Genomic DNA, 23,775 nt, shown 5'->3' with positions numbered 1-23,775 from the left:
AAAATAATTATGAAAAATATATTGGATAATAGTGTCCAGGAATTAAAAGAAATGCCTGAGGAACTGAATTTCTTGGGATAAATTTTGAAGATGAGAAAAGGCTCGGGTCTGACATGGCACAGCGGTTGCAAGTGAAGCGGCGGCGGATTATCTCACCAGTCAATACAAAGACAAAAAATAGTATCAGGATGCCCATGGCGAGTTCCAGCCGAACCTTTTACCCGAAGATGTGAAAACTCAGATCCGGGATCTGACTGCAGCGATAGGCGCAGTGGTTGGAGGAACAGTTGGTGATTCAGCATTTAATGCGCAGCTTGCGGGTGTAGTTGGGCAGAATGCGGTGGAGAATAATGGGCTTACAATTTTCCCTGTTCATCCAGATCGGCTGTCCACAACACTGTCTAGGATCAATTGAACGTCGTGCAGGTATTCGATTTATGACCACTCTTTCTGTAGAATTCCATGATTTTCCGGCGTAAATCTTCTGAATATATTTTGGGCATATGGATAAGCAATTTAAAGGGTTTTATTTAAATTGTTTTTAAGAACATGACTTTAATGTACTTTCCTTTAGAAACTTTCGATAGTTCATAAAATCTTTATTTAGTTCTTTCTGAACTTCTGAATCATTTATTCTTTCAATATATTTTGTCTTATTAGTCCTTTTACTTTCATCATTATTCAAAAAAACATAAGCAAATGTATTAAGGTAACCTGATCTATATTTTAAATTATTGAAATATAAAATTCTCTCTGTTCCATAAACTCCAGAATCTCCATCTATCTTAGAAATAATAACGCATAATTTTTTATCGATCTTATAGATGCTAATATTATCCTCATAAATAGCACCATCATTTTCAGCCTCAAAATCTAAAGTAGACTCTTGTATTTTTTTAAATTTTTTATTAATTTCTTCGCCTGTATATTTCTCATAATTGATACTCATAGTAAAACAACTACTAACCATTAGACTTATAAAAAACAATATATAAATATTATTCACGAATATTCCTCACACTAAAAAGTTATTTTTTTATAGTTTCCAACACCTAATTTTAAAAGCTAGGGCTTTAAACTACGCCATGTTTTTCCATTAGGATGTAATTAAAAATTTAAACACTAATTAGAACAAATGTTTAAAGTTTTTTGATTAATCTTATTTATATATTTACCAAATTCCCTATTTAGTTCAACCAGTGATCTTTTAATTTTAGGCTTTTCATAATTTACTTTATTCAATTTAATGGAATCATCGCTATTTGAAAATATATAATTGTAATTTACATAGTATCCAAATGAAACTTTAGAGTTATAAAAATATAAAATGGTTTCTGTCCCATACACCCCAGAATCACCATCTATTCTAGAGACCATAATACATTGGTTTTCACTTGCTTTGTAAATACTTACATCACTATAAAAAACAGGACCTCCATTTTCCACTTCATAATCAGTAATAAAATCTTGTAATACGGTAAATTTATACCCGATCTCATAACCAGTATATTTATACTTACCATTAGCCTGAGCTATACAACTGCTAGATAGTAAAGAAAGCGAGATTGTAATTAAGAAAAACTTCATTCCATACCTCAAATATCAAAAAGCGCATCTAGCTATAACATTGCTTTAGTACTTTATTTGGTATCCTTTTTTTATAAATATTGAACTTTTTAAATAATGCTCTATTTTGGTTTGCTCCATATGTTCTATCAAAATCCACAATTATTTTTGTATCAGGCTTCATTTCATAAACATTTACAGGATATTTATAACCAACATGCCGCGTATTTATTAATCTCTTTTGGTTAAATCTAAATGCATATTTTTCCTGTCCCATTTCTCCATATAAGTTCAATACCAATATACAATAATTCTTAGATTTTAAAACTTCAATGTCTCCTCCTTGAGTGGAAACTCTTTCATCGGTTAAATCTAATTCAAAAATCTTTTTTGGAATATTCTGTGTTCCTACAGCATATATATCCGGGCTTACAAAAAACAAGAGAACGAATATATATTCTACTATTTTTCCAAAAATTATCATATATTTAATTTTCCACATATTTAACTTTTAAAGGATCACCACCTGCACTACTAACTGCTTGTCTTAATTGAACCAATGATAACCCAGTCTTGAGTTCAAGTCGCGGATTATTTTGCAGGGATTTATGCATCGTTATGTCCCCATCAGGTTTGTCACCAAAATAAGCCGACCATTCACATTATAAAAACATCGGATTAAGCAGGACTTAGGTTAACTACATTTACTCAAAGTTTTTTTGTTCATTTGCTTTAAATAGCCTTGAAAGCTTTCTTCTAACATAGATTTAACTTCATTATCTGGAAAAGGTTTTAAGTAATTAATTCCATCATCTTTCCGCCCCAATCCAGTAAATGGTCTCAAGCTGGCAGAAAGTAGTTTTTTATTTTTGAAAAAAATTAAAGTTTCACTATAGCCACATGCAAATTAAGAGCTACATTTCTTTAAATCCGATATCCAGAGCCTCACAGATGGAAATATTCTGCTGACTCACAATATTTCTGACTTTCCTTTTCAGTACAGACCATGCCTGTTCAATCGGATTTAAATCAGGGCTATATGCCGGAAGATAGGCGATCCGTACATTATACGTTTCAGCAAGCTGTTCTATTTCCCGGCCTTTATGAATGGATGCATTGTCCAGGATCAAAAGATACCCTGACCCGGGTAAATTCCGAAATAAATAATCAAGCCACCCTGTAAATAAATGTCTGTCACATGAACCCTGAAAAACCAGGGGTGACAAAAAGCTGTAGGGTGCATTCGATCTCACGGCACTGATCATGCTCATTCTTTTTCCATGACCGCCTGACTTTAAATCCTGACAGCGTTTTCCTTTAATGGACCATCCATATTCTGCTGTGTCAGTTGTATTGATTCCTGATTCATCGATATACAGAATATTTTCCCTGCCATATTCCTGTTCCCACTGAGGAAGAATCCACTGAAATACAGTTCTGCTTATTTGACAGGCCTGCCTGTAGAGGAAACTCTTTTTTTATGCGTCCATCCCAGCTTATGAAGTGTTGCCAGTATGACATCATAGGAAACTGCATATCCGAACTGGTTTTTAAAAAGTGGAACCAGGTCTTTTGCCTGTGAGAACTTTGTATTTTCAACAAATACTTTGAAAGAAGCCAGATCCTTAATGGTTGAAGGTCTGCCGACATTGACAAGTTTAGGCTGAGCCAGCTGTCCTGTCTGCTGTTCAAGCAGAATCCAGTCATCCAGTGTTGTCCGGGCGATATTGAAAGTTGTGCAGGTATTCGATTTATGACCACTCTTTCGGTAGAATTCCATGACTTTCCGGCGTAAATCTTCTGAATATATCTTTGGCATATGCATAAACAATTTAAAGGACTTTACCCATTGTAGCTCAAAAAATGCATTTTGCTATACCACCAAAACCAGAATCACCAAAAGTTTTCCCTACAATTGCGCATTGTTGATTATTGATCATATAAATATCAACTTTTGTTTCCGTGATTGCTCCATCTTGCTCTTCATTTTCAAAAAAATAAATAAAACTTTGCAGTTTATTATGTCTTTGCTCTATATCTTGTCCAGTTATATTCTTAGAAGTCATATTAGTACTTGTACAACCGAATAAAACCACTAATAAAAACATTGAAAATGCATTAGTTTCTTTCATAGTTTCACCTAAGGATCTCCATCAGCATATTTAGTTAATTGTCTAAGCTTAGCTATAACGATTTTTATATGTGCCAAACATGGATGAAATAGAAAATACAGCCTAAACATTAAAAAATGTTAACTACATTTATTTAACGTATTTTTATTAAACTTTTTTCTATATTGAATAAAATCTTCTTTTAAGCCTTGCTGAACATCTCTCCCATTTAAAAAATCACCATATTTTATTTCTTTAGACTTTATTTTTGCATCATCATCCAAGAATATAGAAAAAAAACTTTGTTTTGAGTTGCGCAGCATAGTTCCTTTTTTAAAATAAATAATATCTTCATAGCCACCGAAATTAGACTCATTATCCAACCTGGAAACGACAACACATTGATTATTCATTTTGTACACACGAGCGTATTTATTTAACACCATTCCATTGTCATAAATTGCAGGTATCTCCATAGATTGCAGTAATTTATAATTTTTTTTAATTTCAACCCCACTATACAGCTTTTCTTTTGCTTCAATATTTGTACTTACAACAAATAAAAATATAGTGAGGACTCTTAAAAACATAATAAATTCCATCGCTTAAAAAGTTAACTTTTTATAATTTTTTACACCAATCTTTAAAAGTTGGGGTCTTAAAACCCTTCATGTTTTCCCAATTTTCATTTATTTGATAGTAAATAAACAGAGCTGTCGAGAAGTTACTCAATTTTAAAACATGACTTTCTGTAATTTTAGATTTTACGGTGTAACACTACAACTTTTCAGAGTATTTTTATTCATTTGCTTAAGATAGTTTTTGAAGTCTATACGTAACTCGTTTTGACTATCAGAATCATTCATAAACTCATCATATCTTATTTTTTTCGCTTTTTTCATTGCGTCTTTATCTATGAATGTAGAAAAAAAACTCCTCGTATATCCTGATTTCATTTTTTTATTCGAAAAATATATAACATCTTCATAGCCACCAAAGTTTGATTCATTATTCAAAATAGCAACAATCGCACATTCCCTATTTTTCATTTTATATATTGTTGCATTTTTATCTGAAATCCTTCCATCTTCATACTCATAAGGAATAATTATGGATTGTAATCTATTAAATTTATTGCTTATTTCAACACCTGTGTAAGTAAAAGCCAATATTTGACTATTAATACAACCAACTATAGAGAACATTAGAGTTAAATAGCCTATAACTTTTTTCATGATTTCACCTAAAACTTTAAATTTTTATAATTTTTTACACCTAACTCCAATAGTTGAGGCTTTAGTTCTCTCCAAGTTTTACCATTTGGAGATAGTTGGAAATGTGGCCAATCTTTCTTTTTCCATGATCCTCCCCATTCTAATCCCAACTCTTGACCTATTGGTCCTATTTTTTGACTATCAAGTTTAGATTGATTGTCATCAGAAAGGTACGTTATCTCCCCCTTTCTGACAGAAACAATGTCTATTGCCAATCCATATTGATGATAGCTTTGCAGGGCTTTAGCATTAGTATTAGCACGTGGTAAAGCGTCTTGTGCTGATGGGCTTCTATAACCATCTGTAATGACCCAAGTTATTCCAAGCCGCTGATATGCAGTATTTATTAGTTTAATCACATAAGGTTGGTAAATCGGGTGAAGCTCTGAATAGCCACTAAGTTTGTCGATACCGAATAGTTAGATAAAATAGCTAATTAAGAGGTGTTTTTATGAGTGGCAAACGATTTACCGAAGAGTTCAAGATTGCAGCAGCGCAGCAAGTCATTGAGAAAGGCTACAGTGTTGCAGAGGTTGCGGGAAGATTAGGCACAACGACCCATAGTGTTTATGCTTGGGTTAAGAAATACTTTCCTAAAACACCCCAAGCTACTGCTCTTGAAGATCAAACCAAAGAGTTGGCTCGATTAAAGAAAGAGCTGCAACGAGTTACAGAAGAGCGTGATATCTTAAAAAAGGCCGCGGCGTACTTCGCCAGCCAGTCAAAATGAGGTACGCCTTTATCAAGGATCACCAGCAGGTCTGGTCAATTTATAGAATGTGCTCGGTACTGGAGGTTCATCCCAGTGGCTATTATGCATGGTTGAAACAACCTTTGAGTGCTACAGCCAAACGTAGCAAACAACTGTCAGGCCTGATTAAACAGTTTTGGTTAGAGTCAGGCGGTGTATATGGCTATCGCAAGATTTTCTGTGACTTGCGTGATATTGGTGAGCCTTGTGGAGTTAATCGTGTACATCGACTGATGCGACAGGAAGGCTTGAAATCCCAACGTGGCTATCGAAAACCAGGATATTCAAAGGGCTATCAACCTATTGTTCAAGCCAATACATTAGATCGGCAGTTTAATCCTGCACAGCCAAATCAAGCATGGGCAACAGATATCACTTATATCCGTACTCATGAAGGCTGGCTGTATTTAGCTGTTGTGATTGACCTTTTCTCAAGGTTAGTCGTTGGCTGGTCTATGAAACCAATGATCACTAAAGAGCTAGTTCTTGATGCTTTATTGATGGCAGTTTGGCGTAGATCGCCAACAAATAAAGTATTGGTTCACTCTGACCAAGGTAGCCAATATACCAGTCATGAATGGCAAGCCTTTCTGAAGCAACATGGTTTGGAAAGCAGCATGAGCCGTCGCGGCAACTGTCACGATAATGCTGTGGCAGAGAGCTTTTTCCAATTACTGAAACGAGAAAGAGTTAAACGGAAAATATATTCAACGCGTGCTGAAGCTAGATCAGATATATTTGAGTATATTGAGATGTTCTACAACGTGAAACGTCGCCATGGTGCTAACGACCAGCGGTCGCCAAAGGACTTCGAGACGTTTTATGAAATGAAGCTGGCGTGTATCTAGATTCTTAGTGGCTATTCACTCAGCTATTCGAGCTAAAGTTCTCTTATAGTGTTTTTCTCCTCCACAGGCTTGAGGTAACAACCCTTTTGCATTGACTGGTGCAGGAGATTCCACTTTTGCTACAGGTGTTTTTTCCTTATTCTTTGATGCATCTTGTTTTACTGTCGGAGGTCTAACAGGCTTGTTCTCTTCTTTTTTCTTCTCAGGCTGTGATTTAGATACCGCAGATGCTATTTTACGGTCATAAACTCTTAATTTTTGATTTTGACTTAATTTATCGCTGTTTAGCCCGCTTAATTTCTTAATCTCATCAACTGTATTACCAGTCAATTTAGCAATCAACGATAGAGTATCTTTTTGCTGAACAACAATAATCTTCGTTTTTTCTTGCTGACTTTGTTTTTCTGGCTGTGGTTTTGGCTTACTTTCAGGTGGTGGCGTTGGTGTTTCTGATTTTTTGGGAGGGAGCTTTAGAATTTGACCGGCACGAATATCTGTATCATCCTTGAGGTTATTAATTCTAACCAGTTCATCAATAGTCGTAGCGTTATCAACAGCAATTCGCCCTAAATAGTCGCCCTCAGCAACAATGTAGGTCGATCTGACGTATGTACCTGTTGCGACATCTCTGGCAGAAAGATTTAGCCCTTTAAGTAGCACTTTTGGGCTACGGACAATAAAAACTGTTTTTTCACCAATGAGTTGTATTTTAACTTTGGATTTATACTCTCCAGAAGTAATACTTCTAACCCGAACATCAATAACTGTACCAATTGGACGTTTAATCCAGACAGATTCACCACTGGCTGGAGTAACATAATCAGAGATTAACGTTGGGCCTACCCAGAGTTGATGAACTAAACCATTAATCGGCTGATCAAGCGCATCCAGGAATTTAATATTTGCTAAGCAATCCATAATTATATTTCCCCCTCATGCTCATGATATTCATGTGAGCCACAACTACAGTTATACTCAAAATTATCATCATTACTGCCATCATCTACTGAAATACTCCAGTCATCATCAGTACCAATGAGCATGTCATAATCTTCATTATTGGCTGTATTCATTCGCTGGGTTCGCCCATGTTGATCCAGTCCACCTGAAACATAGGTATTATTTTTATTATTGATTAATTTATATTTTACTTCTGAAAAATCAGCCTCATAAAATAAATCGTAAAAATCCCACTTATTGGTAAAAGTTTTGATTTCATTCACAATAGGTAAATGGGGCATTTCTACAGCAACCTGTTCCCCTGGTCCAAAATCATACTGCGCCGCATAAATGGTGCATTTCCCCTTGGTAATCAGGTAAATTCCCGAACCATTTATTATCACCTCAGAATTCAAGGACTTGATGCTGATTTCATGGGCCGCACTGAAATCAATATGTTCTTCCGTCGAATCGATCTGCATGTCGTTACGGGAAATCAGGTCAATGCCATTGCTATGTGCCCGGATGTCCACCTTGCTTGATCTCAGGCACAAAAACTTTCAGTGTTCCCGTTGGGCTTTTGTACTCAAAATTGAAACTCCTATGACATGAGGTAAAATGTACCAAAATGTCAGTAGAAGTCTCAATTTTCACAAGAAATGATATGGTTTTTTGAAAACCACCTTATTTACTTTGTTTTTTACATTCAGGTAAAAATTTTTCTATCATAAAGTTAACTATATCTGTTTCACCTCTAGCCTCTCTAACTTTTTCGGAATTATAAGTTTCCCATGCATCATCCCAATGATTTTTAATATAATTAACCATACACTCCTTATAAGGTTCTGGAGTATTTTTATGAACATGCTTTAGAAAGTTTTCTTGCTGTTTAATTTTAGAGCTTGTACAACCAAACAAAGATATCATAATAACCACTCCTATGCTTAATCTTAATATTTTCATTTTTTAATATATCCTTCTGCAACAATAGGATCTTTCTCTTTCGGGTTTAAAATCCAAGAGTTATTTAAATGAAGTCCATCGCTAGATAAAACAGCTTTACCCGAAGTTTTAGCTAAAGAAGGATAAATAATTTCAGGCTTTGCAAATTTTGATTGAGTAAAATTGTAGTGCCACATGTAAGGATTAATAACTTTTAAAACTGGAGCCCCACTTTGTTTTACAGCACCAACACCTTTAGGTAAGTTGCTAATATAATTAACTAAAATATCATATGCTGTTTCAGCGCATGTATCGTTAACCCATGCAGTATACTTTTGATCACCACTTACAATTTCTGTTCGTACTTTATTGGTTTCTTCTATAATTTTTTTTGCAATTTTTTCACTAACCAACATTCTATACAAGGTTGTTTTTTCACTAATACCATAATCTGGTGTCCCTGGTCGGCTACTGGCGTATCCATTTTTTACAACTGCACCTGTATTCCAACCATTCGGTGATTGGCTATTGCCTTGATTGAACCATCCATCCTTTCCAGCCCCCTTGGGACCAAAACTAAAAAAAACTTCAACAATATCGTTTTTTGTAACATAAAAAAAAGCATGACCATAATCAATATCTAGTAGTTGAGTTCTTTCATTACTTTTTGTGATCCAACCATTATCCTGGATTACAAAAGCATTTGGATAGTTAACTTCAAAACCAACAACAATAGCATACTCATTTAAGGTTACCGTTACTGTGGGTTTATTTATTTCTGTATTACTTTTATGTGTATTTCCAAGCATATTAACTTAATCCGAGTTGTTCCATTTTTTCTATAGCTTCAGCTGCATAAAAAATTTGCAGCACACTTTTTTTTGCATAAAACACACGTTTTGTTAAACCATCTTTATCCGTTTTTCCTATATGAAATTGACTATTCTCATCTAAAATAAGGTAATCAATGTTCTCTTTGGGGTTATTATTTTCATCCACTATTTTAAATTGTTGACTCTCCTCATAAGGAATCAACATTGGTAAAATTATTGCAGGCGAAACGACTTTCTCCCCACTCTCAAACTTATGCTGCGCCGCATAAATGGTGCATTTCCCCTTGGTAATCAGGTAAATTCCCGAACCATTTATTATCACCTCAGAATTCAAGGACTTGATGCTGATTTCATGGGCCGCACTGAAATCAATATGTTCTTCCGTCGAATCGATCTGCATGTCGTTACGGGAAATCAGGTCAATGCCATTGCTATGTGCCCGTATGTCCACCTTGCCGCCGGCGGCTACGGCACTGAGGTCACTCTGTGCTGCATACAGGCTGATTTTGTTCTGTGCCTGAGCCGTCAGGTCCTTTTGCGTGCTCAGGTTAATGCTGTCACCGGCAGTCTGGCTGATCTGGGTATCTGCACTCAGATGAATATCCTGACTGCTGCTCAGCGCCGTGGATTGACCCGAGGCCAGTAGCATGATCCGGGCCTTGAAGGCTTCTGCCTGCGCTGGATCTTCCACTTTCAGCTCTGCGATGCAGCCCAGCAGTTCATTCAGCATGGCCAGCGCCGGCAGGGGATCCATCTGCTGACTTTCTGCACTTTCACTCAGCGCCGTGGCACTCTCCAGCCCGGACTGTAACTGCTGCCGGGCTTCTGCTGCATCCAGGTGGCTGCCTTCAGCCCGCCTGCGTGCATGCGTACTCAGCAGCAGTCCTTCACCGGCCCGCAGTGCTCCCCACCGGTCCGTCCGCAGCTCAAAGCCTTCGCCGCGGCCGGGACTCCTGTCAGTGCCGTCCTGTAACGTGTCCTTCGGATGGCTTAAATTACCCAGGTTCAGCTGACTCGAGGCATGGCTGCTCTGTAGCTGTGCACTGACCTGGTCCCGGGTGTCGTCAAAGCGTAGCTGGTTCCAGTCCGTGCCATCCACTTCCCGGGTACGGATGCCGCTGAGCTTTTTTGTGTCCGGCAGCTGGCCCAGCCCGTCAAAGCGGGTCGGGGAGCGATGGCCTTCGTGCAGCCGACCGGCCACGTAGGGACGGTCCACGTTGCCGTCAAAGAACTGGATCACCACGATTTCATCAACCCGCGGCAGAAAGCGTGCTCCGTAGCCATCCCCGGCCCACGGGGTCAGTACATCCACCCAGGCGGAGTCGCTGTCGTTGTCCCTGGTTCCGGCACCGCCGTCATGGGCATGGTCGTCTTCACGGGTGAACAGGAACCTGACTTTGATCCGGCCCCACTGGTCTGTGTGCAGTTCTTCGCTTTTCGGACCCACCACCCGGGCCCGCTGCGGATGCGCCATCGGCTGCTGCCGGGCGTCGTAGTCCGGCACCATCGGGATCTGCCGCCGGATCAGCTTCAGCCGGCTGCGCTGGTGCCGGTCGCTGTTGTGATGGTTGTTGTGAGCGCTGCTGTCACCGAGCAGGCGGTTCAGCTGTTGCTGCAGCGCTCTGGGCAGGTTGTTCTCGTGCCAGTGGCTTTTTGCCGTGATCAGCAGTTCCCGTTCGGACCGCTCATGCCGCTGCAGTTCCGGGTGGTGTTCCAGTTCAAACCAGTAGCCCACCCGGGCATCGCGGACGCTGCCCTCTGCCGTAAATTGTTTTGCCCGCAGTTCGTGCAGCCGGCTGAGGTGCAGGTTCAGCCGTTCCGGCTGACTGTTGCCGGCGCGGGTGGCACCGTCGTCTCCGTTGAGGTCCGCTGTCCACGCCGGGCTGTCCTGCCGGGCATCCTCCAGGCCCAGCCGGGCCACACTGTGCTGGGACGAGTGCTGATGCAGGCTTGATACTGAGCCGCTGCCGTCCTGCCGGTACAGGCCTTCCGCCTGCCAGCGCTGGATGTGGACTGCGGTCGGCTGCAGGCTGCGCTGTGCGCTGAAGCTGTCGATGCTGTCCCGGGCTTCGGTGGCATCACTGCGGTGGTAGCGGATGCTGCCCCGCTTCAGTGCACGGTAGTGCCGGTTGTCGTCAATCAGCCGCAGCAGCTGCGGCTGGATCGGGCTGGTCACGTCTGCCGGGACCGGATCGCTTTCGTCAATCAGGCTGTTGATGGATTCGGAAATCAGCAGGCGCTGGATGAATGCTGCATCGCTTTCCATGCTCTGCATGATGAAGGGCCGGATGTCGTAATCCTCCCTCAGGCCCCGGGTGTCCAGCTGCAGTGACGCGGCAAACAGCGGACTGCGCTGCTGCCATTCCCGGAACAGGATCTCCACCACCTGCGGTACGCTTTTGTTCATGAACACCCGGCTGTTGCGGCGTTTTTCCCACAGTGCCGTGGCATCCTGCAGCTGCAGCCGGTAGATGCTCAGGGCACCATCCGACTGGCCGGCTTCCGCCCCGGTGATGATGCCGCTGATGCGGTGCAGTTGCCCCAGGTCGGTTACAGTGTCCACGGCCACCCGGCAGCCGATCAGCTGTTTCAGTTCGATATGGGCATTGATGGACAGGCACAGCAGCTCGGCCTTCAGTCCGGCATTGAGGGCGTGTCCGGCATCGATGCGCTGCAGGAACAGCTGCAGGTTCAGGCCCGGGTCTGAAAACTGGATGTGCAGGCTGCGGTTGCGGGCACTCAGCCCGAGCCGGTCCATTTCGGCGTGGATGTGCAATGGCTTGATCATGTTCGGCATGCTGATTATTTTTAAGCAGTTTTTTATAATTATGGGTGGTTTGATCGGCAAGTCCACCCCATAAATTGTAATACTTTATGACAGTTAAACAATAAGGGAATCCATGATGGATTTCCTTATCTTTCAGCAGGATGTTTTTACCAGTTTTAAGCGATATACGCAGGGCTGTAAGCTGCCTGCTCATTTATGCACCATAAAAGATGCAATGAACGAACCAATAAGGACTTTTACAGGTTTTATGAACAGCAGCGTTTAAGGTAAATCAAGTTTTTTCCTCAGATTGAGAATCTCTATCAGTGCTTCATCCCGCTTGCCCTGTAAATCATAGCCATCCCCAAGCTTGTCGATGAAGTTCTGAGTTTCCTGTCCCAGATGTTCAATTTCTTCGTCATTGAGGCTATAGCTGTGCATATCGCCCCACCACTCCATCATTGGTCCCCCCAGATGATGCATGGCGGCTTTAAAGCCCTGCTGATTGGCCAGTTGCATATTCAGATACGGCCCGAATACGGCCCAGCGGATGCCAGGTCCATTGGCAATGGCGATATCAACATCTTCAGCGCTGCACACGCCTTCAGAGACCAGATAAAAGGCTTCCCGCCACAAGGCGGATTGTAATCTGTTGGCGACGTGACCCTTGACTTCCTTATGGATCAGAATCGGTTTTTTCCCAAGGCTTGCATAAAACTGATATGCGTCATCAATAAACGAGCGCTCGGTTTTTTTCCCACCAATAATTTCAACCAGCGGCAACAGATGCGGCGGATTAAATGGATGCCCCAGCAGCACGCGCTCAGGATGGATGGCATCTTCCTGGATGTCTGAAACCTTCAGGCCTGAAGAACTGGATGCAATAATGGTGTCACCAGGGCAACTCTCTGTAATCTGTCGATAGAGTTCCTGTTTTAATTCCAGCCGTTCCGGGCCACTTTCCTGAATGAAGTCCGCATCATGAACTGCTTTGGCAATGTCTTTTTCAAAGGTTAATTGGGTAAGCAGGCGCTGGACCTGTTCATCTATTGCATCGACACGGTCCAGTTCAAACAGGTCCTGTAGAAATACGGTGACTCTGGCTTTCAGATTCTCTTCTGCATTTTCTGCCGGATCATAGGCACTGACCGCATATCCTTTATACAGAAAAAATGTTGCCCAGCTTGCGCCAATGACACCGGTTCCAACAATTGCAACCTTTTGCACCTGTTTCATAACTCACCTCTATAAATGATGACTACGGGAATAATCTGTGACCCGTCTATAATAGAGCATTAATGGAATAGTATTACAATATTGTTTTTTTATAGCAGGAGAGAAGCATGGTGGTTTTTTTGGATTTATGTGATTTAACTGTATAAAAAATAAATAAAAAATAAAAAGTCCGGGCAAATATTTTTTTATTTTTCCGGTAAGTTGAGCTAATTTTTCCAGATTCAACGACCGGAAGAATGAATACAATGCCAGACGGAAATATTACAAAATCCGTAGAGAATGGCTCATCATCCTGGCGATTGGATATTTTGGTTTTTACAGACCAAAGCAAAAATGAATGCTGAACATATCCATCAGTATGCATCGTACATATTCCCGGGAACGTCAGTCTGCGACTGGCGTTTTTTTATGTGCAGAAGTTTGATGTGGAGTAGCATGATGGAAGGAATTATTTGAGAGGAGCTATCAGGAGAAGAATCGTCATAAGCGGCCACATCTCCTGTTTTTAATACTTCAATGCCAGCCCCAATCAGGGTTATACTGCCTGAAATTTAATTTTTAGGGTGGTCAGATGCGTTTTGTCATGTGCTGCATGAGTTTACTTACAACGACGCTGGTGATGAGTGGCTGTGGCCAGTCGGGTGCTTTACAGCTGCCAAATGATCCGAATCATGACGATAGGGCAAAATATTTGCTTTATTCAAATAAGCAACAGGCAGTTCAGCCAGAGCAAAAAGCAGCAGAAGCAAAAGTAGTGGAAGGAAAAGTAGAAGACCGTGCAGAACAATCAGCTGCATCTGAGACAGGCACAGATTAATCCGGATGCCGGTTGTCATTGAAAGGATAGATTCATGAGTTTTACCCGAATTCAAGGGACCCTGCATGCAGAGCAATGTTCGCTGCAACAGCTGGCACAGCAATTTGGCACACCACTTTATGTTTATTCAAAGGCTGCTTTTGAAAAACATTATTCACAGATGGATCAGGCCTTTGATTTTATTGACCACCAGATCTGCTTTGCGGTGAAGTCCAATTCCAATATTGCAGTGCTGAATGTACTGGCCCGTCTGGGTTCAGGTTTCGATATTGTCACAGGCGGAGAGCTTACACGGGTGCTGGCCGCCGGTGGCGACCCGGCAAAAATTGTGTTTTCGGGACTGGGGAAAACAGAAGCCGATATCCGGCGAGCCCTGGAGGTCGGGATTGCCTGTTTTAATGTGGAGTCACATGCAGAGCTGGACCGGATTCAGCAGGTTGCTGTTGAAATGGGGCTGAAAGCGCCGGTATCGTTACGTGTCAATCCGGATGTCGATGCAGGGACACATCCCTATATTTCGACCGGTTTAAAGGAAAATAAATTTGGTATTCCGTCCGATGCGGTGCTTGCAACCTATCAATACGCCGCGTCATTGTCGGCACTTGAAGTGACTGGCATTGACTGTCATATTGGTTCACAGCTGACCGAAACCCAGCCTTTTGTCGATGCGCTGGATCGGGTCATCAGCATGATTGATCAGCTGAAGGACATGGGAATCCAGCTGAAACATATCGATATTGGTGGTGGACTTGGGGTGACCTATAAGGACGAAATACCGCCGACGGTTCAGGAATATGCCAGTGCACTGCGGCCGGCACTGGAAAAACTGGGTTTAAAGGTTTATATGGAACCTGGCCGCAGCATTTCGGCCAATGCCGGTGTACTGTTGACCCGGGTGGATTTGTTGAAGCCAACCAGTTATCGTAATTTTGCAGTGATTGATGCTGCCATGAACGATCTGATTCGCCCGTCGCTGTATGAAGCGTGGATGGATATTCAGCCGGTGATACAGCAGGCAGCAGTGGACAGTAAATGCTGGGACGTGGTCGGGGCCATTTGTGAAACCGGCGATTTCCTGGGGAAAGAGCGTGACCTGGCCATTCGTGAAAATGATTATCTGGCTGTGCTGGGGGCCGGTGCCTATGGTTTTGTCATGAGTTCAAATTACAATAGCCGTGGCCGTGCCGCTGAAGTGATGGTGGATGCTGACCAGGCACATTTGATTCGTCAGCGCGAAACGATCGAATCACTCTGGGAAAATGAATATTTATTGCCATAGGAGTCATTCAGAATGTTACTTGAATTTACAAAAATGCATGGTCTGGGCAATGATTTCATGGTCATTGATGCAATCAGCCAGCGCATACATCTGGATAAAACCATCATCCAGCGTATGGCAGACCGTCATTTTGGCATTGGTTTTGATCAATTATTGATTGTTGAACCGCCTGATTTTCCCAATGTCGATTTTAAATATCGTATTTTCAATGCTGATGGTTCTGAAGTTGAGCAATGTGGTAACGGCGTACGTTGTTTTGCGCGGTTTGTGCATGATCGTCATCTGACCAATAAAACCCGGTTCAGGGTGCAGACCTGTGCCGGAATTGTCGAGCCTGAGCTTGGAGCAGATGGCAGAGTCCGCGTCAACATGGGCTATCCAAAATTTTTACCGGAAGAGATTCCATTTATTGCAGATGAACCCGAAAATCTATATGACATTGTGCTGGCGGATGCTAAAAAACTGAGCATTGATGTGGTCAATATGGGAAATCCGCATGCGGTGACCATTGTGCCGGATGTGCTGACTGCCGATGTGGCAACACTTGGCCCGCAGATTGAAGCACATGAACGTTTCCCTCAGCATGTGAATGCCGGATTCATGCAGATTATGGATGAAAAACATGCCCGCTTACGTGTGTTTGAACGGGGTGTCGGTGAAACACTGGCATGTGGAACGGGAGCATGTGCTGCTGCTGTTTCAGGGATGCGCCGTGGTTTGCTGGCCAGCTCGGTGGACATTGAACTGGCGGGGGGGAAACTGCAGATTGAATGGCAGGAAGGCGGCGTGGTGTGGATGACTGGCCCGACGGCAACTGTTTATGAAGGCCGCCTGGATTTACGTTATTTCCAGGGGTGACGTTCAGAATGAATACTGAAAGCCCTGATGGTTCGGGAGCTTTATCATGATGATCCGTTCTGTTCCTGACATGGGAATAATCATCTGAATGCCCTGCATTATTCAGCAGGGTATTTTGGTCCGACTGGAAACGGGTTTCTAGGTGAGTAGCTTATGCGCAGACGGCAACCGATACAGCAGCAGAATTTGAGTCCTGAGCTCAGGACCTGGTTATATGCATCCGGTTCCCTGACGCAGCAGCTGACAGAACTGGCCCATGGTGTGTTTCGGGTTCAGCTGACCGGAGAGCGATTTCAGCGTCTGACGTTTATGGACAGTCAGTGGCTGCAGATGCCGCATCAGCATACTTCCTGGGTGCGTGAAAGTGATCTGTACGGCAGCAGTGAACAGCCCTGGGTTCGTGCCAGGAGTATTTTTCCGATTCTGAGTCTTCAGCGCCGGGCACGCCTGTTCCCCCATATCGGCGAGCAACCGATTGGCCGGTTCCTGTTTCAGCGGACCTGGCCGCAGTTTGAGCGGCGTGTCATGCTGCTGGATGAAGGATGGACCCGTCAGAGTTGTTATGTGTGGCATGGCTGTAAGTTTATTGTACAGGAAACATTCCTGCCTGCTTTTGAGCAGTTTATTGCAGAGCAGCAGACCGAAAAACAGCGGCTTGCAACGCAGAACATCGACCGATCGGACAATTAGGAACAGGCATGGTAAATCCAGTGACCAATACAGTGACATGGCGTGAACGTTTGATTGCGTATGCTCATCTGTGCCGTTTTGATAAACCCATTGGAACAGAATTAGTGCTCTGGCCAGCTATGTGGGCTATGTGGATTGCAGCAAAGGGGATGCCCGACTTTAAGGTTCTGGTCATCATGCTGCTGGGTGTTCTTTTTATGCGGGCTGCAGGTTGTGCAATCAATGATTTTGCAGACCGCAAGGTGGATGCTCATGTGGCAAGAACCCGTGAACGTCCGTTGGCCACCGGGGTGATCAGTGCCGGGGAAGCGATTGGTGTATTTTTGATTCTGATTACAGCAAGTGCCTGCTTACTGTTTTTTTTACCGATACAGACCTTTTACTGGTCATTTGGCGCTTTGCTGCTGGCCTTTATTTACCCGTTCATGAAACGTTATACGCATTTGCCGCAGGTTTTTCTGGGGGCTGCATTTTCATGGTCCATTCCAATGGCTTATACCGCAGTGGGCGCAGAACCGGATCTGAGCTGTGCATTGCTGTATTTGGGCAATCTGGCCTGGACGATGGCCTATGATACTCAGTATGCAATTACTGATCGTGAATATGACCTGAAAATCGGGGTGAAATCCACTGCAATTTTATTCGGTCAGTATGACATTCAGATCATTGGCATGTTACAGGCCATCAGTGTGTTGTTGATTGGTACAGCACTATATCGGGAACAGCTTTTATTTCCTTATGGCATGCTTGCGCTGATGGTGGTGGTTGCAGACTTTATATATCAGGGCTATATAACCCGTGATCGTGATCCGCAGCGCTGTTTCTGGGCATTCCGGCATAATCGCTGGATTGGCCTGATCATTTTTGTGGGCATTTTTATAGCACTGCTTTGAATGTTGCATGGCTTTGAATGTTGCGTAGCTATGAAATGCATGGGCATCGTGTCATGCTCAGGTTTTTGCATGATCCTGCCCTGGTCTGCCTGTTAATTGCACAGCAGTTGATGGCAGGTCTGGATCAACTGTCAAGATTTTTTCTTTATTTTATATAAATCAGAACCTTAAAAAAATCTATCCTACAGAAAAAATGGTGCGTACGATGGCCTGGGGTTAAAAGCAAGTTGTTGTTACATATGTAACTATTTTCAGATTGAAAATTGCAATGCAAAGCATATTATTTCCCTCTGTTATACAGGGCTTTCACATCGCATCCAGCATTTGCATTGAGTTGATCTATGGAATTATTAAAGGCATTTTTTTTAGGGTTAATTGAAGGATTAACCGAATTTTTACCGATCTCCAGCACCGGGCATCTGATTTTATTTGGTCAGATGATCAATTTCCACTCAGACAGTGGTCGTGTCTTTGAAGTCGTCATTCAGATGGGAGCGATTCTGGCGGTGTGCTGGCTGTACCGAAAAAAAATCTTTGATTTGTTAAAGGGGTTGTTCAGTCAGGATGCCGAAGCCCGGCATTTTGCCCTGAGTGTGATTCTGGCGTTTATTCCTGCGGTGATTATTGGGGTGCTGGCGGTCGATTTTATTAAAAAAGTATTGTTCAGCCCCATTGTGGTTGCAATTGCCCTGATTACCGGCGGGTTGATTATTTTCTGGGCCGAATCGCGGCAGTTTGAAGCCACCACGACAGAGTCAACCCGAATCACCTTTAAACAGGCCATTCTGGTGGGGCTGGCGCAGTGTGTTGCCATGATTCCTGGAACTTCCCGTTCGGGTGCCACCATTATCGGTGGGATGTTTGCCGGTTTGTCGCGGAAAGCGGCGACTGAGTTTTCATTTTTCCTGGCCATGCCAACCATGCTGGGCGCAGCGACTTTTGACCTGATTCGTAATGCCGGCAGTCTGACGGAAAGCAATTTACTGAATATTGCGATGGGTTTCATTGCGGCATTTATTGCGGCGTTATTTGTAGTCAGGGCATTGGTTATTTTTGTAGAAAAGCATACGCTGAAAGTGTTTGCCTGGTACCGGATTATCTTTGGCGTCATTATTCTGGTGGTATTTGCAGGTGGTTTTCTCAGTTTTCAGTAAATGAGTGGCAAAAAATCAGGGGCTGATTTCAGCCCCTGATGCTATTGGAGGAATTTGTGATGACAGGTGATGCCTTAAAGCGCAGCGATCTGGTCCATATTCGCTTTGATTTTTGCTAACTGATCAGCAAATTCTGCCAGTTTCACTTTTTCACCGTCAACCACCGCTGCTGGTGCCTTACTGACAAAACCTTCATTGGACAGTTTCCCGGCAATCTGGTCGTGCTGTTTCTGAACTTTATCAAAGTCCTTCTGCAAACGGCCCAGTTCTGCTTTCGGGTCAATCAGTCCCTTCATGGGTACCAGCACAGAGGCGTGGCCCACTACAGAAGAAGAAGACAGGGGTGGTGTTTCCTGCTGAGTCAGAAAGCTGATGCTTTCCACTTTGGCCAATGCTTTAAACAAGGGCTCAATACGGGAAATCTGCGCTTTCTCTGCATCGGTGGTGTTCTGTAGCAATACCGGCAACAGACGTGCATTGCCCAGCCCCATTTCACCACGAATGTTACGTACCGCACCAATTAAGCCCTGTAACCACTGCATGTCTGCTTCGGCCTGTTCATTTATCTTTTCAGGTGATGAAACCGGATAGGGTGCGGTCATAATGGTGTCACCCCCCAGACCAATCATTGGCGCCAGTGTCTGCCAGATTTCTTCAGTCAGGTATGGCATGATCGGATGGGCCAGGCGCAGCGATGCTTCCATCACCGCCAGCAGTACACGCCTCACTTCCGCCTTACGCTCAGAAGGAACCTCCGGATCATTCAGAACCGGTTTGGTCAGCTCTACATACCAGTCACAGTATTCATTCCAGATGAAGTCATACATTGCCTGTGCTGCCAGATCGAGTCGATAGCCTGCAAATGCCTGATGCACACTGGCTTCTGCTTTTTGCAGCCGGCTCATGATCCACTGTTCAGGCAGTTCCCATAAGTCAGGACGTGCCGTCTGGCCAATCGGCTGCTCTTCGCAGTTCATCATGACGAAACGGGTGGCATTCCAGATTTTGTTACAGAAATTACGATAGCCTTCAACCCGCTTCATATCAAACTTGATATCACGACCGGTATTGGCCAATGCACAGAAGGTAAAGCGGACTGCATCGGTACCATAGGCCTGGATGCCTTCCGGGAACTCTTTCCGGGTCGATTTTTCAATTTTCGCTGCCTGTTTCGGATTCATTAAACCGGTGGTGCGTTTTTGAACCAGGGTTTCCATATCCACACCGTCAATCAGATCCAGCGGATCCAGTACGTTGCCCTTGGACTTGGACATTTTCTGGCCTTCACCATCCCGGACCAGGCCATGAACATAGACAGTTCTGAACGGAACCTGAGATGTGCCGTCTTCATTTTTCATGAAGTGCAGGGTCATCATGATCATCCGGGCAACCCAGAAAAAGATGATGTCAAAACCGGTCACCAGGACATCGGTCGGGTGGAAGGTGTTCAGGAAATAATTTTCCTGATCCTTTGCCTCATCACCGGTCCAGCCGAGGGTGGAGAAAGTCCACAGTGCAGAAGAGAACCAGGTATCCAGCACATCTTCGTCCTGTTTTAATTCAACAGCAGCATCCAGTTTATTGTCTTTACGGACTTCTGCTTCGTTACGGCCGACATAGATATTGCCATCTGCATCATACCAGGCGGGAATGCGGTGCCCCCACCATAACTGACGTGAAATACACCAGTCCTGAATGTTGTTCATCCAGGCCATATACATATTGCTGTACTGTTCAGGTACAAATTTGATGTCGCCATTCTTAACCGCTTTAATGGCAGGCTCTGCAAGTGGCGCAATTCTGACATACCATTGATCTGTCAGTAATGGTTCAACGATAACACCGGAACGATCACCACGAGGTGGTTTAAGTGTATAGGGTTGAATCTGATCGAGCCAGCCTTCAGCTTCAGCTTGTTCGACTAATTTTTTACGTGCAGCAAAACGCTCTAAACCAATATATTCTGCCGGTGCAGGAATGACCCTGGAAATCGCTTCACCCGCTCTGGCAATGTATTCAAACTCAGCCAGGATTTCAGCATTTTTGTTAAAAATGTTGATAATGGCGAGCCCACAGCGTTTACCCACTTCATAGTCATTGAAGTCGTGTGCAGGTGTGATTTTTACACAGCCGGTACCAAATTCTTTATCAACATACTCATCCTGAACAATTGCCACAGTACGACCGGTCACTGGCAGGATAATATTTTTACCTGTAAGGTGTGCATAACGTTCGTCATCAGGGGCAACAGCAACAGCAGTATCACCGAGCAATGTTTCAGGACGTGTGGTTGCAACGACGATGTAATCCTTACCATCGTGAGTACGAAGTGACTTATCTTCAAAGAAATATTTAAAGTGCCACAATGAACCTTGTTCTTCCTTATCTGATTCGACTTCAAGGTCTGACAGGGCAGTCTGCAGTTTTGGATCCCAGTTGACCAGGCGTTTACCGCGGTAAATCAGACCGTCCTGATGCAGACGGACAAAAACTTCCTTTACGGCAGTAGACAGACCTTCATCCATGGTGAAGCGTTCACGTGACCAGTCTACAGATGAACCAAGACGACGGATCTGACGGGTAATGGCGCCACCGGATTGCTCCTTCCATTCCCAGATTTTTTCAATAAATTTTTCACGGCCCAGGTCATGCCGGTTGATATGCTGTGCCGCCAGCTGACGTTCAACCACCATCTGAGTGGCAATACCGGCATGGTCGGTGCCAGGTTGCCACAGGGTGTTTTTACCCATCATACGGTTAAAGCGGGTCAGAGCATCCATAATGGCATTGTTAAACCCATGACCCATATGCAGACTGCCTGTGACATTGGGCGGTGGAATCATGATACAGAAGGCATCACCGTGCCCGGATGGCTTGAAATAGCCATTATTTTCCCAGATGCTGTACCATTTTTTTTCGATCTCAGCCGGGTCATAGGTAGTTGCAATATTTTGTGCCGAATCAGCCATAGTAAAACAGACCAGAGGTGTATAAAAAATTGCATCCATTGTAGCAAAAAAATGCTGTGATGAGCGCTGTTGGGCAAATGCTTTCCTCGGGGAATTCATACACAATGCACAAATGGACAGGGCATTTCAGACGCCGACACAAAAACAGCAGCGGGAATTGCCGATTTTTCAGAACATAGCACAAAGCTCAGGACGAAATCATGACACAAACCATTATACTCAGACTTAAACCGGATACGTATCAGCGTTTTCAGGACATTCACAGCAGACTGAATGCAAATGAGAAAACAGCACTGGCAAAACCACTGGGTGAAAATCTGGCGGATATTGCCTGTGAGGTGATTGATCAGGTTTTTGGTTCGCTGGCAAAAATGTCCGGCGCCGGTGACCGGGAGTCTGAAAAAATACTGAAACAGATCTCGGAAACCTTACACAAATATATGCCCTGGTCAGTTTCTTTCTTTGGTAATGAGCGTTTAACACCGATGGTGAATTATCTGGAAAAACTGACGTATCAGAAAGATGGTCAGCAGTATTTGACCTACCAGGTGGAACAGGCCGTAATTGATGAGCTGATGGATTGTGTCAGGCATCTGAAACAGGATGATAACAGTTATGTTGCACCGACGCTGAAAATATTTACCCAGGTGGTGGATCAGGGGGTGACCAGTCTGATCCGGGAACCGAAAAAAATGCTGAAATTTAACCTGGTGGTGGATAAAACCCTGAATGGTGTGATCAATGTCACAACAAAGCTGGGATATAAGCGTTTTGATCAGTTGGGAACTGTATATGATGCACAGACAATGAGTAGTTTTTTTAATCATTTTCTTGATTTTCTGGACAATGCACCTAAAAATACGACTTAACCATCGGCTCTAAAAAATGCAGGAATGAACAAATGGCAAAACAGGATCGTCTGGAAAATAAAGTGGTCTGGATCACAGGCGCGTCTTCCGGTATTGGAAAAGCGATTGCTGTCGAATGTGCTGCGCGTGGCGCTGAAGTGATTTTAATGGCACGCCGTTTTGAAGAACTGGAAAATGTACGTGCCAGCCTGGCAAATCCCGAGCGTCATCTGTCTATTAGTGCTGATATTACCGATGAATCTCAGGTGCGTCATGCCTATGAGCAGATACTGGAAAAGAAAGGTCGCATTGACTGGTTGCTGAATAACGCCGGGCTGAGCCAGCGTGCCTTAATCTCAGAAACCACCATGCAGACTGAAAGAGCGATTATGGAAATCGATTACTTTTCACAGGTGTTTTTAACCAAGCTGGTATTACCGACATTCCTGAAACAGAAATCAGGCCGTATTGCCTATGTTTCAAGTGTGGCCGGTCTGTTGGGAACACAGTACCGTGCGTCCTATTCGGCAGCAAAATCTGCAATTCATATGTGGGCCAACAGTCTGAGGGCAGAAGTGGCGGATGAGGGTATTGGCGTTTCAGTAATCTTCCCGGGTTTTATCAAAACCAATGTGTCTGTCAATGCCCTGAATGGAGAGGGTAAGGCACAGGGGTATGACAATGAAGCAACAGCCAATGGTCTGGAGGCCGAGGATTTTGCCAGACAGTCGGTTAAAGCTTTGATGAAGGGCAAGGAATATATTGTAATTGGTGGCAGCAAGGAAAAAATGGGCGTGATTATTTCGCGTCTTTCACCATCCATGCTGTATGGCGTTATTCGTAAGACGAAGGTGAAATAGCCGCCGCAATGGATCTTCCAGTCTGAATCTGTTGCCGTCAAAAAGTAGATTACTGGAAGGCTGTTTGCTGAAATATTTTCATGTTTTTCCCTGACCCGGCCGATGCCGGGTTTTGTTTTACTGAATTTCTCTATCACCCT

At 43.6% G+C, this 23,775-nt stretch carries 25 protein-coding genes and 3 pseudogenes; 11 read left to right on the top strand and 17 right to left on the bottom strand.

Annotation, left to right across the window (positions count from 1 at the left end; translation table 11 throughout):
* Positions 1-121 precede the first annotated feature (121 nt).
* Positions 122-352, top strand: a pseudogene (locus tag ACT6PV_RS10900) (VENN motif pre-toxin domain-containing protein); the annotation flags it as partial.
* Positions 353-541: 189 nt separating this feature from the next.
* On the opposite strand, the gene ACT6PV_RS10895 reads toward ACT6PV_RS10900, so the two are convergent.
* From ACT6PV_RS10895 to ACT6PV_RS10885, 3 genes are all read right to left on the bottom strand, one after another.
* On the bottom strand, positions 542-1,006 hold the full coding sequence (locus tag ACT6PV_RS10895; protein WP_445116377.1) for a hypothetical protein: 465 nt from the start codon (positions 1,004-1,006) through the stop codon (positions 542-544).
* A 116-nt stretch (positions 1,007-1,122) separates the two neighbouring features.
* Complete coding sequence (locus ACT6PV_RS10890; protein WP_445116376.1) at positions 1,123-1,587, bottom strand: hypothetical protein; 465 nt, start codon at positions 1,585-1,587, stop codon at positions 1,123-1,125.
* A gap of 28 nt (positions 1,588-1,615) precedes the next feature.
* Entirely contained in the window at positions 1,616-2,050 is a 435-nt protein-coding gene (locus tag ACT6PV_RS10885) for a hypothetical protein (protein WP_445116375.1), read from the bottom strand.
* Positions 2,051-2,149: 99 nt separating this feature from the next.
* Between ACT6PV_RS10885 and ACT6PV_RS10880 the strand changes: the two are divergent.
* Positions 2,150-2,248: pseudogene (locus tag ACT6PV_RS10880) on the top strand (IS982 family transposase); the annotation flags it as partial.
* 232 nt (positions 2,249-2,480) lie between these two features.
* On the opposite strand, the gene ACT6PV_RS10875 reads toward ACT6PV_RS10880, so the two are convergent.
* From ACT6PV_RS10875 to ACT6PV_RS10850, 6 genes are all read right to left on the bottom strand, one after another.
* Positions 2,481-2,987: an IS630 family transposase gene (locus tag ACT6PV_RS10875; RefSeq protein WP_445117097.1), complete on the bottom strand. Its 507-nt coding sequence runs from the start codon at positions 2,985-2,987 to the stop codon at positions 2,481-2,483.
* A gap of 20 nt (positions 2,988-3,007) precedes the next feature.
* A complete protein-coding gene (locus ACT6PV_RS10870; RefSeq protein ID WP_445114758.1) occupies positions 3,008-3,385 on the bottom strand; it encodes a helix-turn-helix domain-containing protein in 378 nt (125 codons plus the stop codon).
* A 37-nt stretch (positions 3,386-3,422) separates the two neighbouring features.
* The gene (locus ACT6PV_RS10865; RefSeq protein WP_445116374.1) at positions 3,423-3,698 is read right to left on the bottom strand and encodes a hypothetical protein; all 276 of its coding nucleotides are present in this window, start codon (positions 3,696-3,698) and stop codon (positions 3,423-3,425) included.
* A 119-nt stretch (positions 3,699-3,817) separates the two neighbouring features.
* Positions 3,818-4,267 (bottom strand): hypothetical protein, encoded by a 450-nt coding sequence (locus ACT6PV_RS10860; RefSeq protein ID WP_445116373.1) that lies wholly within the window; start codon positions 4,265-4,267, stop codon positions 3,818-3,820.
* Between the two features lie 174 nt (positions 4,268-4,441).
* Positions 4,442-4,912, bottom strand: a complete 471-nt coding sequence (locus tag ACT6PV_RS10855; protein ID WP_445116372.1) for a hypothetical protein — start codon at positions 4,910-4,912, stop codon at positions 4,442-4,444.
* A gap of 8 nt (positions 4,913-4,920) precedes the next feature.
* The gene (locus tag ACT6PV_RS10850) at positions 4,921-5,310 is read right to left on the bottom strand and encodes a M15 family metallopeptidase (RefSeq protein ID WP_445116371.1); all 390 of its coding nucleotides are present in this window, start codon (positions 5,308-5,310) and stop codon (positions 4,921-4,923) included.
* Positions 5,311-5,402: 92 nt separating this feature from the next.
* Here ACT6PV_RS10850 and ACT6PV_RS10845 point away from each other — a divergent pair.
* Positions 5,403-6,550, top strand: a protein-coding gene (locus ACT6PV_RS10845) for an IS3 family transposase (protein WP_445114756.1) whose coding sequence is annotated in 2 segments (ribosomal slippage) — positions 5,403-5,649 and positions 5,649-6,550 — 1,149 coding nt in all. Because the reading frame shifts where the segments join, the coding sequence is not laid out codon by codon here.
* A gap of 18 nt (positions 6,551-6,568) precedes the next feature.
* Here the strand turns inward: ACT6PV_RS10845 and ACT6PV_RS10840 are convergent.
* From ACT6PV_RS10840 to ACT6PV_RS10810, 7 genes and pseudogenes are all read right to left on the bottom strand, one after another.
* A pseudogene (locus ACT6PV_RS10840) lies at positions 6,569-7,468 on the bottom strand (LysM peptidoglycan-binding domain-containing protein); the annotation flags it as partial.
* A 2-nt stretch (positions 7,469-7,470) separates the two neighbouring features.
* Positions 7,471-8,022, bottom strand: coding sequence for a DUF2345 domain-containing protein (locus ACT6PV_RS10835; protein WP_445117096.1), 552 nt, complete (start codon positions 8,020-8,022; stop codon positions 7,471-7,473).
* A 151-nt stretch (positions 8,023-8,173) separates the two neighbouring features.
* Positions 8,174-8,446, bottom strand: a complete 273-nt coding sequence (locus ACT6PV_RS10830) for a hypothetical protein (protein WP_445117095.1) — start codon at positions 8,444-8,446, stop codon at positions 8,174-8,176.
* Between the two features lie 2 nt (positions 8,447-8,448).
* A complete protein-coding gene (locus ACT6PV_RS10825) occupies positions 8,449-9,240 on the bottom strand; it encodes a hypothetical protein (RefSeq protein WP_445116370.1) in 792 nt (263 codons plus the stop codon).
* Between the two features lies 1 nt (position 9,241).
* The gene (locus ACT6PV_RS10820; RefSeq protein WP_445116369.1) at positions 9,242-12,052 is read right to left on the bottom strand and encodes a type VI secretion system Vgr family protein; all 2,811 of its coding nucleotides are present in this window, start codon (positions 12,050-12,052) and stop codon (positions 9,242-9,244) included.
* Positions 12,053-12,313: 261 nt separating this feature from the next.
* Positions 12,314-13,267, bottom strand: a complete 954-nt coding sequence (locus ACT6PV_RS10815) for a 3-hydroxyacyl-CoA dehydrogenase NAD-binding domain-containing protein (protein WP_445116368.1) — start codon at positions 13,265-13,267, stop codon at positions 12,314-12,316.
* A 73-nt stretch (positions 13,268-13,340) separates the two neighbouring features.
* Entirely contained in the window at positions 13,341-13,631 is a 291-nt protein-coding gene (locus tag ACT6PV_RS10810; RefSeq protein WP_445116367.1) for a hypothetical protein, read from the bottom strand.
* Between the two features lie 207 nt (positions 13,632-13,838).
* Here ACT6PV_RS10810 and lptM point away from each other — a divergent pair, with 207 nt between their 5' ends.
* From lptM to ACT6PV_RS10780, 6 genes are all read left to right on the top strand, one after another.
* The gene (lptM, locus tag ACT6PV_RS10805) at positions 13,839-14,084 is read left to right on the top strand and encodes an LPS translocon maturation chaperone LptM (RefSeq protein WP_445116366.1); all 246 of its coding nucleotides are present in this window, start codon (positions 13,839-13,841) and stop codon (positions 14,082-14,084) included.
* 34 nt (positions 14,085-14,118) lie between these two features.
* Entirely contained in the window at positions 14,119-15,363 is a 1,245-nt protein-coding gene (lysA, locus tag ACT6PV_RS10800; protein ID WP_445116365.1) for a diaminopimelate decarboxylase, read from the top strand.
* Positions 15,364-15,375: 12 nt separating this feature from the next.
* Positions 15,376-16,221: a diaminopimelate epimerase gene (gene dapF, locus ACT6PV_RS10795; RefSeq protein WP_445116364.1), complete on the top strand. Its 846-nt coding sequence runs from the start codon at positions 15,376-15,378 to the stop codon at positions 16,219-16,221.
* Between the two features lie 153 nt (positions 16,222-16,374).
* Complete coding sequence (locus ACT6PV_RS10790) at positions 16,375-16,911, top strand: chorismate--pyruvate lyase family protein (RefSeq protein ID WP_445116363.1); 537 nt, start codon at positions 16,375-16,377, stop codon at positions 16,909-16,911.
* 8 nt (positions 16,912-16,919) lie between these two features.
* Positions 16,920-17,804: a 4-hydroxybenzoate octaprenyltransferase gene (ubiA, locus tag ACT6PV_RS10785; protein WP_445116362.1), complete on the top strand. Its 885-nt coding sequence runs from the start codon at positions 16,920-16,922 to the stop codon at positions 17,802-17,804.
* A 341-nt stretch (positions 17,805-18,145) separates the two neighbouring features.
* Positions 18,146-18,958, top strand: coding sequence for an undecaprenyl-diphosphate phosphatase (locus ACT6PV_RS10780; protein ID WP_445116361.1), 813 nt, complete (start codon positions 18,146-18,148; stop codon positions 18,956-18,958).
* 74 nt (positions 18,959-19,032) lie between these two features.
* Here the strand turns inward: ACT6PV_RS10780 and ACT6PV_RS10775 are convergent, their stop codons facing one another.
* Positions 19,033-21,927 carry a valine--tRNA ligase gene (locus ACT6PV_RS10775; RefSeq protein WP_445116360.1) on the bottom strand — a complete coding sequence of 965 codons (2,895 nt, stop codon included), beginning with the start codon at positions 21,925-21,927 and terminating at the stop codon, positions 19,033-19,035.
* A gap of 200 nt (positions 21,928-22,127) precedes the next feature.
* On the opposite strand from ACT6PV_RS10775, the gene ACT6PV_RS10770 reads away from it, so the two are divergent.
* Entirely contained in the window at positions 22,128-22,796 is a 669-nt protein-coding gene (locus ACT6PV_RS10770) for a hypothetical protein (RefSeq protein WP_445116359.1), read from the top strand.
* 32 nt (positions 22,797-22,828) lie between these two features.
* A complete protein-coding gene (locus tag ACT6PV_RS10765) occupies positions 22,829-23,635 on the top strand; it encodes an SDR family NAD(P)-dependent oxidoreductase (protein ID WP_445116358.1) in 807 nt (268 codons plus the stop codon).
* Positions 23,636-23,775 lie beyond the last annotated feature (140 nt).

Source organism: Acinetobacter sp. WZC-1 (assembly GCF_052544965.1).
This window is presented reverse-complemented; position numbering and strand designations above follow the sequence as displayed.

Coding starts and splice junctions, on each gene's coding strand:
- ACT6PV_RS10885 (WP_445116375.1), bottom strand. CDS start 2,050: ATGATAATTTTTGGAAAAATAGTAGAATATATATTCGTTCTCTTGTTT.
- ACT6PV_RS10860 (WP_445116373.1), bottom strand. CDS start 4,267: ATGTTTTTAAGAGTCCTCACTATATTTTTATTTGTTGTAAGTACAAAT.
- ACT6PV_RS10855 (WP_445116372.1), bottom strand. CDS start 4,912: ATGAAAAAAGTTATAGGCTATTTAACTCTAATGTTCTCTATAGTTGGT.
- ubiA (WP_445116362.1), top strand. CDS start 16,920: ATGGTAAATCCAGTGACCAATACAGTGACATGGCGTGAACGTTTGATT.
- ACT6PV_RS10870 (WP_445114758.1), bottom strand. CDS start 3,385: ATGCCAAAGATATATTCAGAAGATTTACGCCGGAAAGTCATGGAATTC.
- ACT6PV_RS10890 (WP_445116376.1), bottom strand. CDS start 1,587: ATGAAGTTTTTCTTAATTACAATCTCGCTTTCTTTACTATCTAGCAGT.
- ACT6PV_RS10810 (WP_445116367.1), bottom strand. CDS start 13,631: ATGCATACTGATGGATATGTTCAGCATTCATTTTTGCTTTGGTCTGTA.
- lysA (WP_445116365.1), top strand. CDS start 14,119: ATGAGTTTTACCCGAATTCAAGGGACCCTGCATGCAGAGCAATGTTCG.
- ACT6PV_RS10775 (WP_445116360.1), bottom strand. CDS start 21,927: ATGGCTGATTCGGCACAAAATATTGCAACTACCTATGACCCGGCTGAG.
- dapF (WP_445116364.1), top strand. CDS start 15,376: ATGTTACTTGAATTTACAAAAATGCATGGTCTGGGCAATGATTTCATG.
- ACT6PV_RS10790 (WP_445116363.1), top strand. CDS start 16,375: ATGCGCAGACGGCAACCGATACAGCAGCAGAATTTGAGTCCTGAGCTC.
- ACT6PV_RS10780 (WP_445116361.1), top strand. CDS start 18,146: ATGGAATTATTAAAGGCATTTTTTTTAGGGTTAATTGAAGGATTAACC.
- ACT6PV_RS10815 (WP_445116368.1), bottom strand. CDS start 13,267: ATGAAACAGGTGCAAAAGGTTGCAATTGTTGGAACCGGTGTCATTGGC.
- ACT6PV_RS10770 (WP_445116359.1), top strand. CDS start 22,128: ATGACACAAACCATTATACTCAGACTTAAACCGGATACGTATCAGCGT.
- ACT6PV_RS10820 (WP_445116369.1), bottom strand. CDS start 12,052: ATGATCAAGCCATTGCACATCCACGCCGAAATGGACCGGCTCGGGCTG.
- lptM (WP_445116366.1), top strand. CDS start 13,839: ATGCGTTTTGTCATGTGCTGCATGAGTTTACTTACAACGACGCTGGTG.
- ACT6PV_RS10765 (WP_445116358.1), top strand. CDS start 22,829: ATGGCAAAACAGGATCGTCTGGAAAATAAAGTGGTCTGGATCACAGGC.
- ACT6PV_RS10825 (WP_445116370.1), bottom strand. CDS start 9,240: ATGCTTGGAAATACACATAAAAGTAATACAGAAATAAATAAACCCACA.
- ACT6PV_RS10865 (WP_445116374.1), bottom strand. CDS start 3,698: ATGAAAGAAACTAATGCATTTTCAATGTTTTTATTAGTGGTTTTATTC.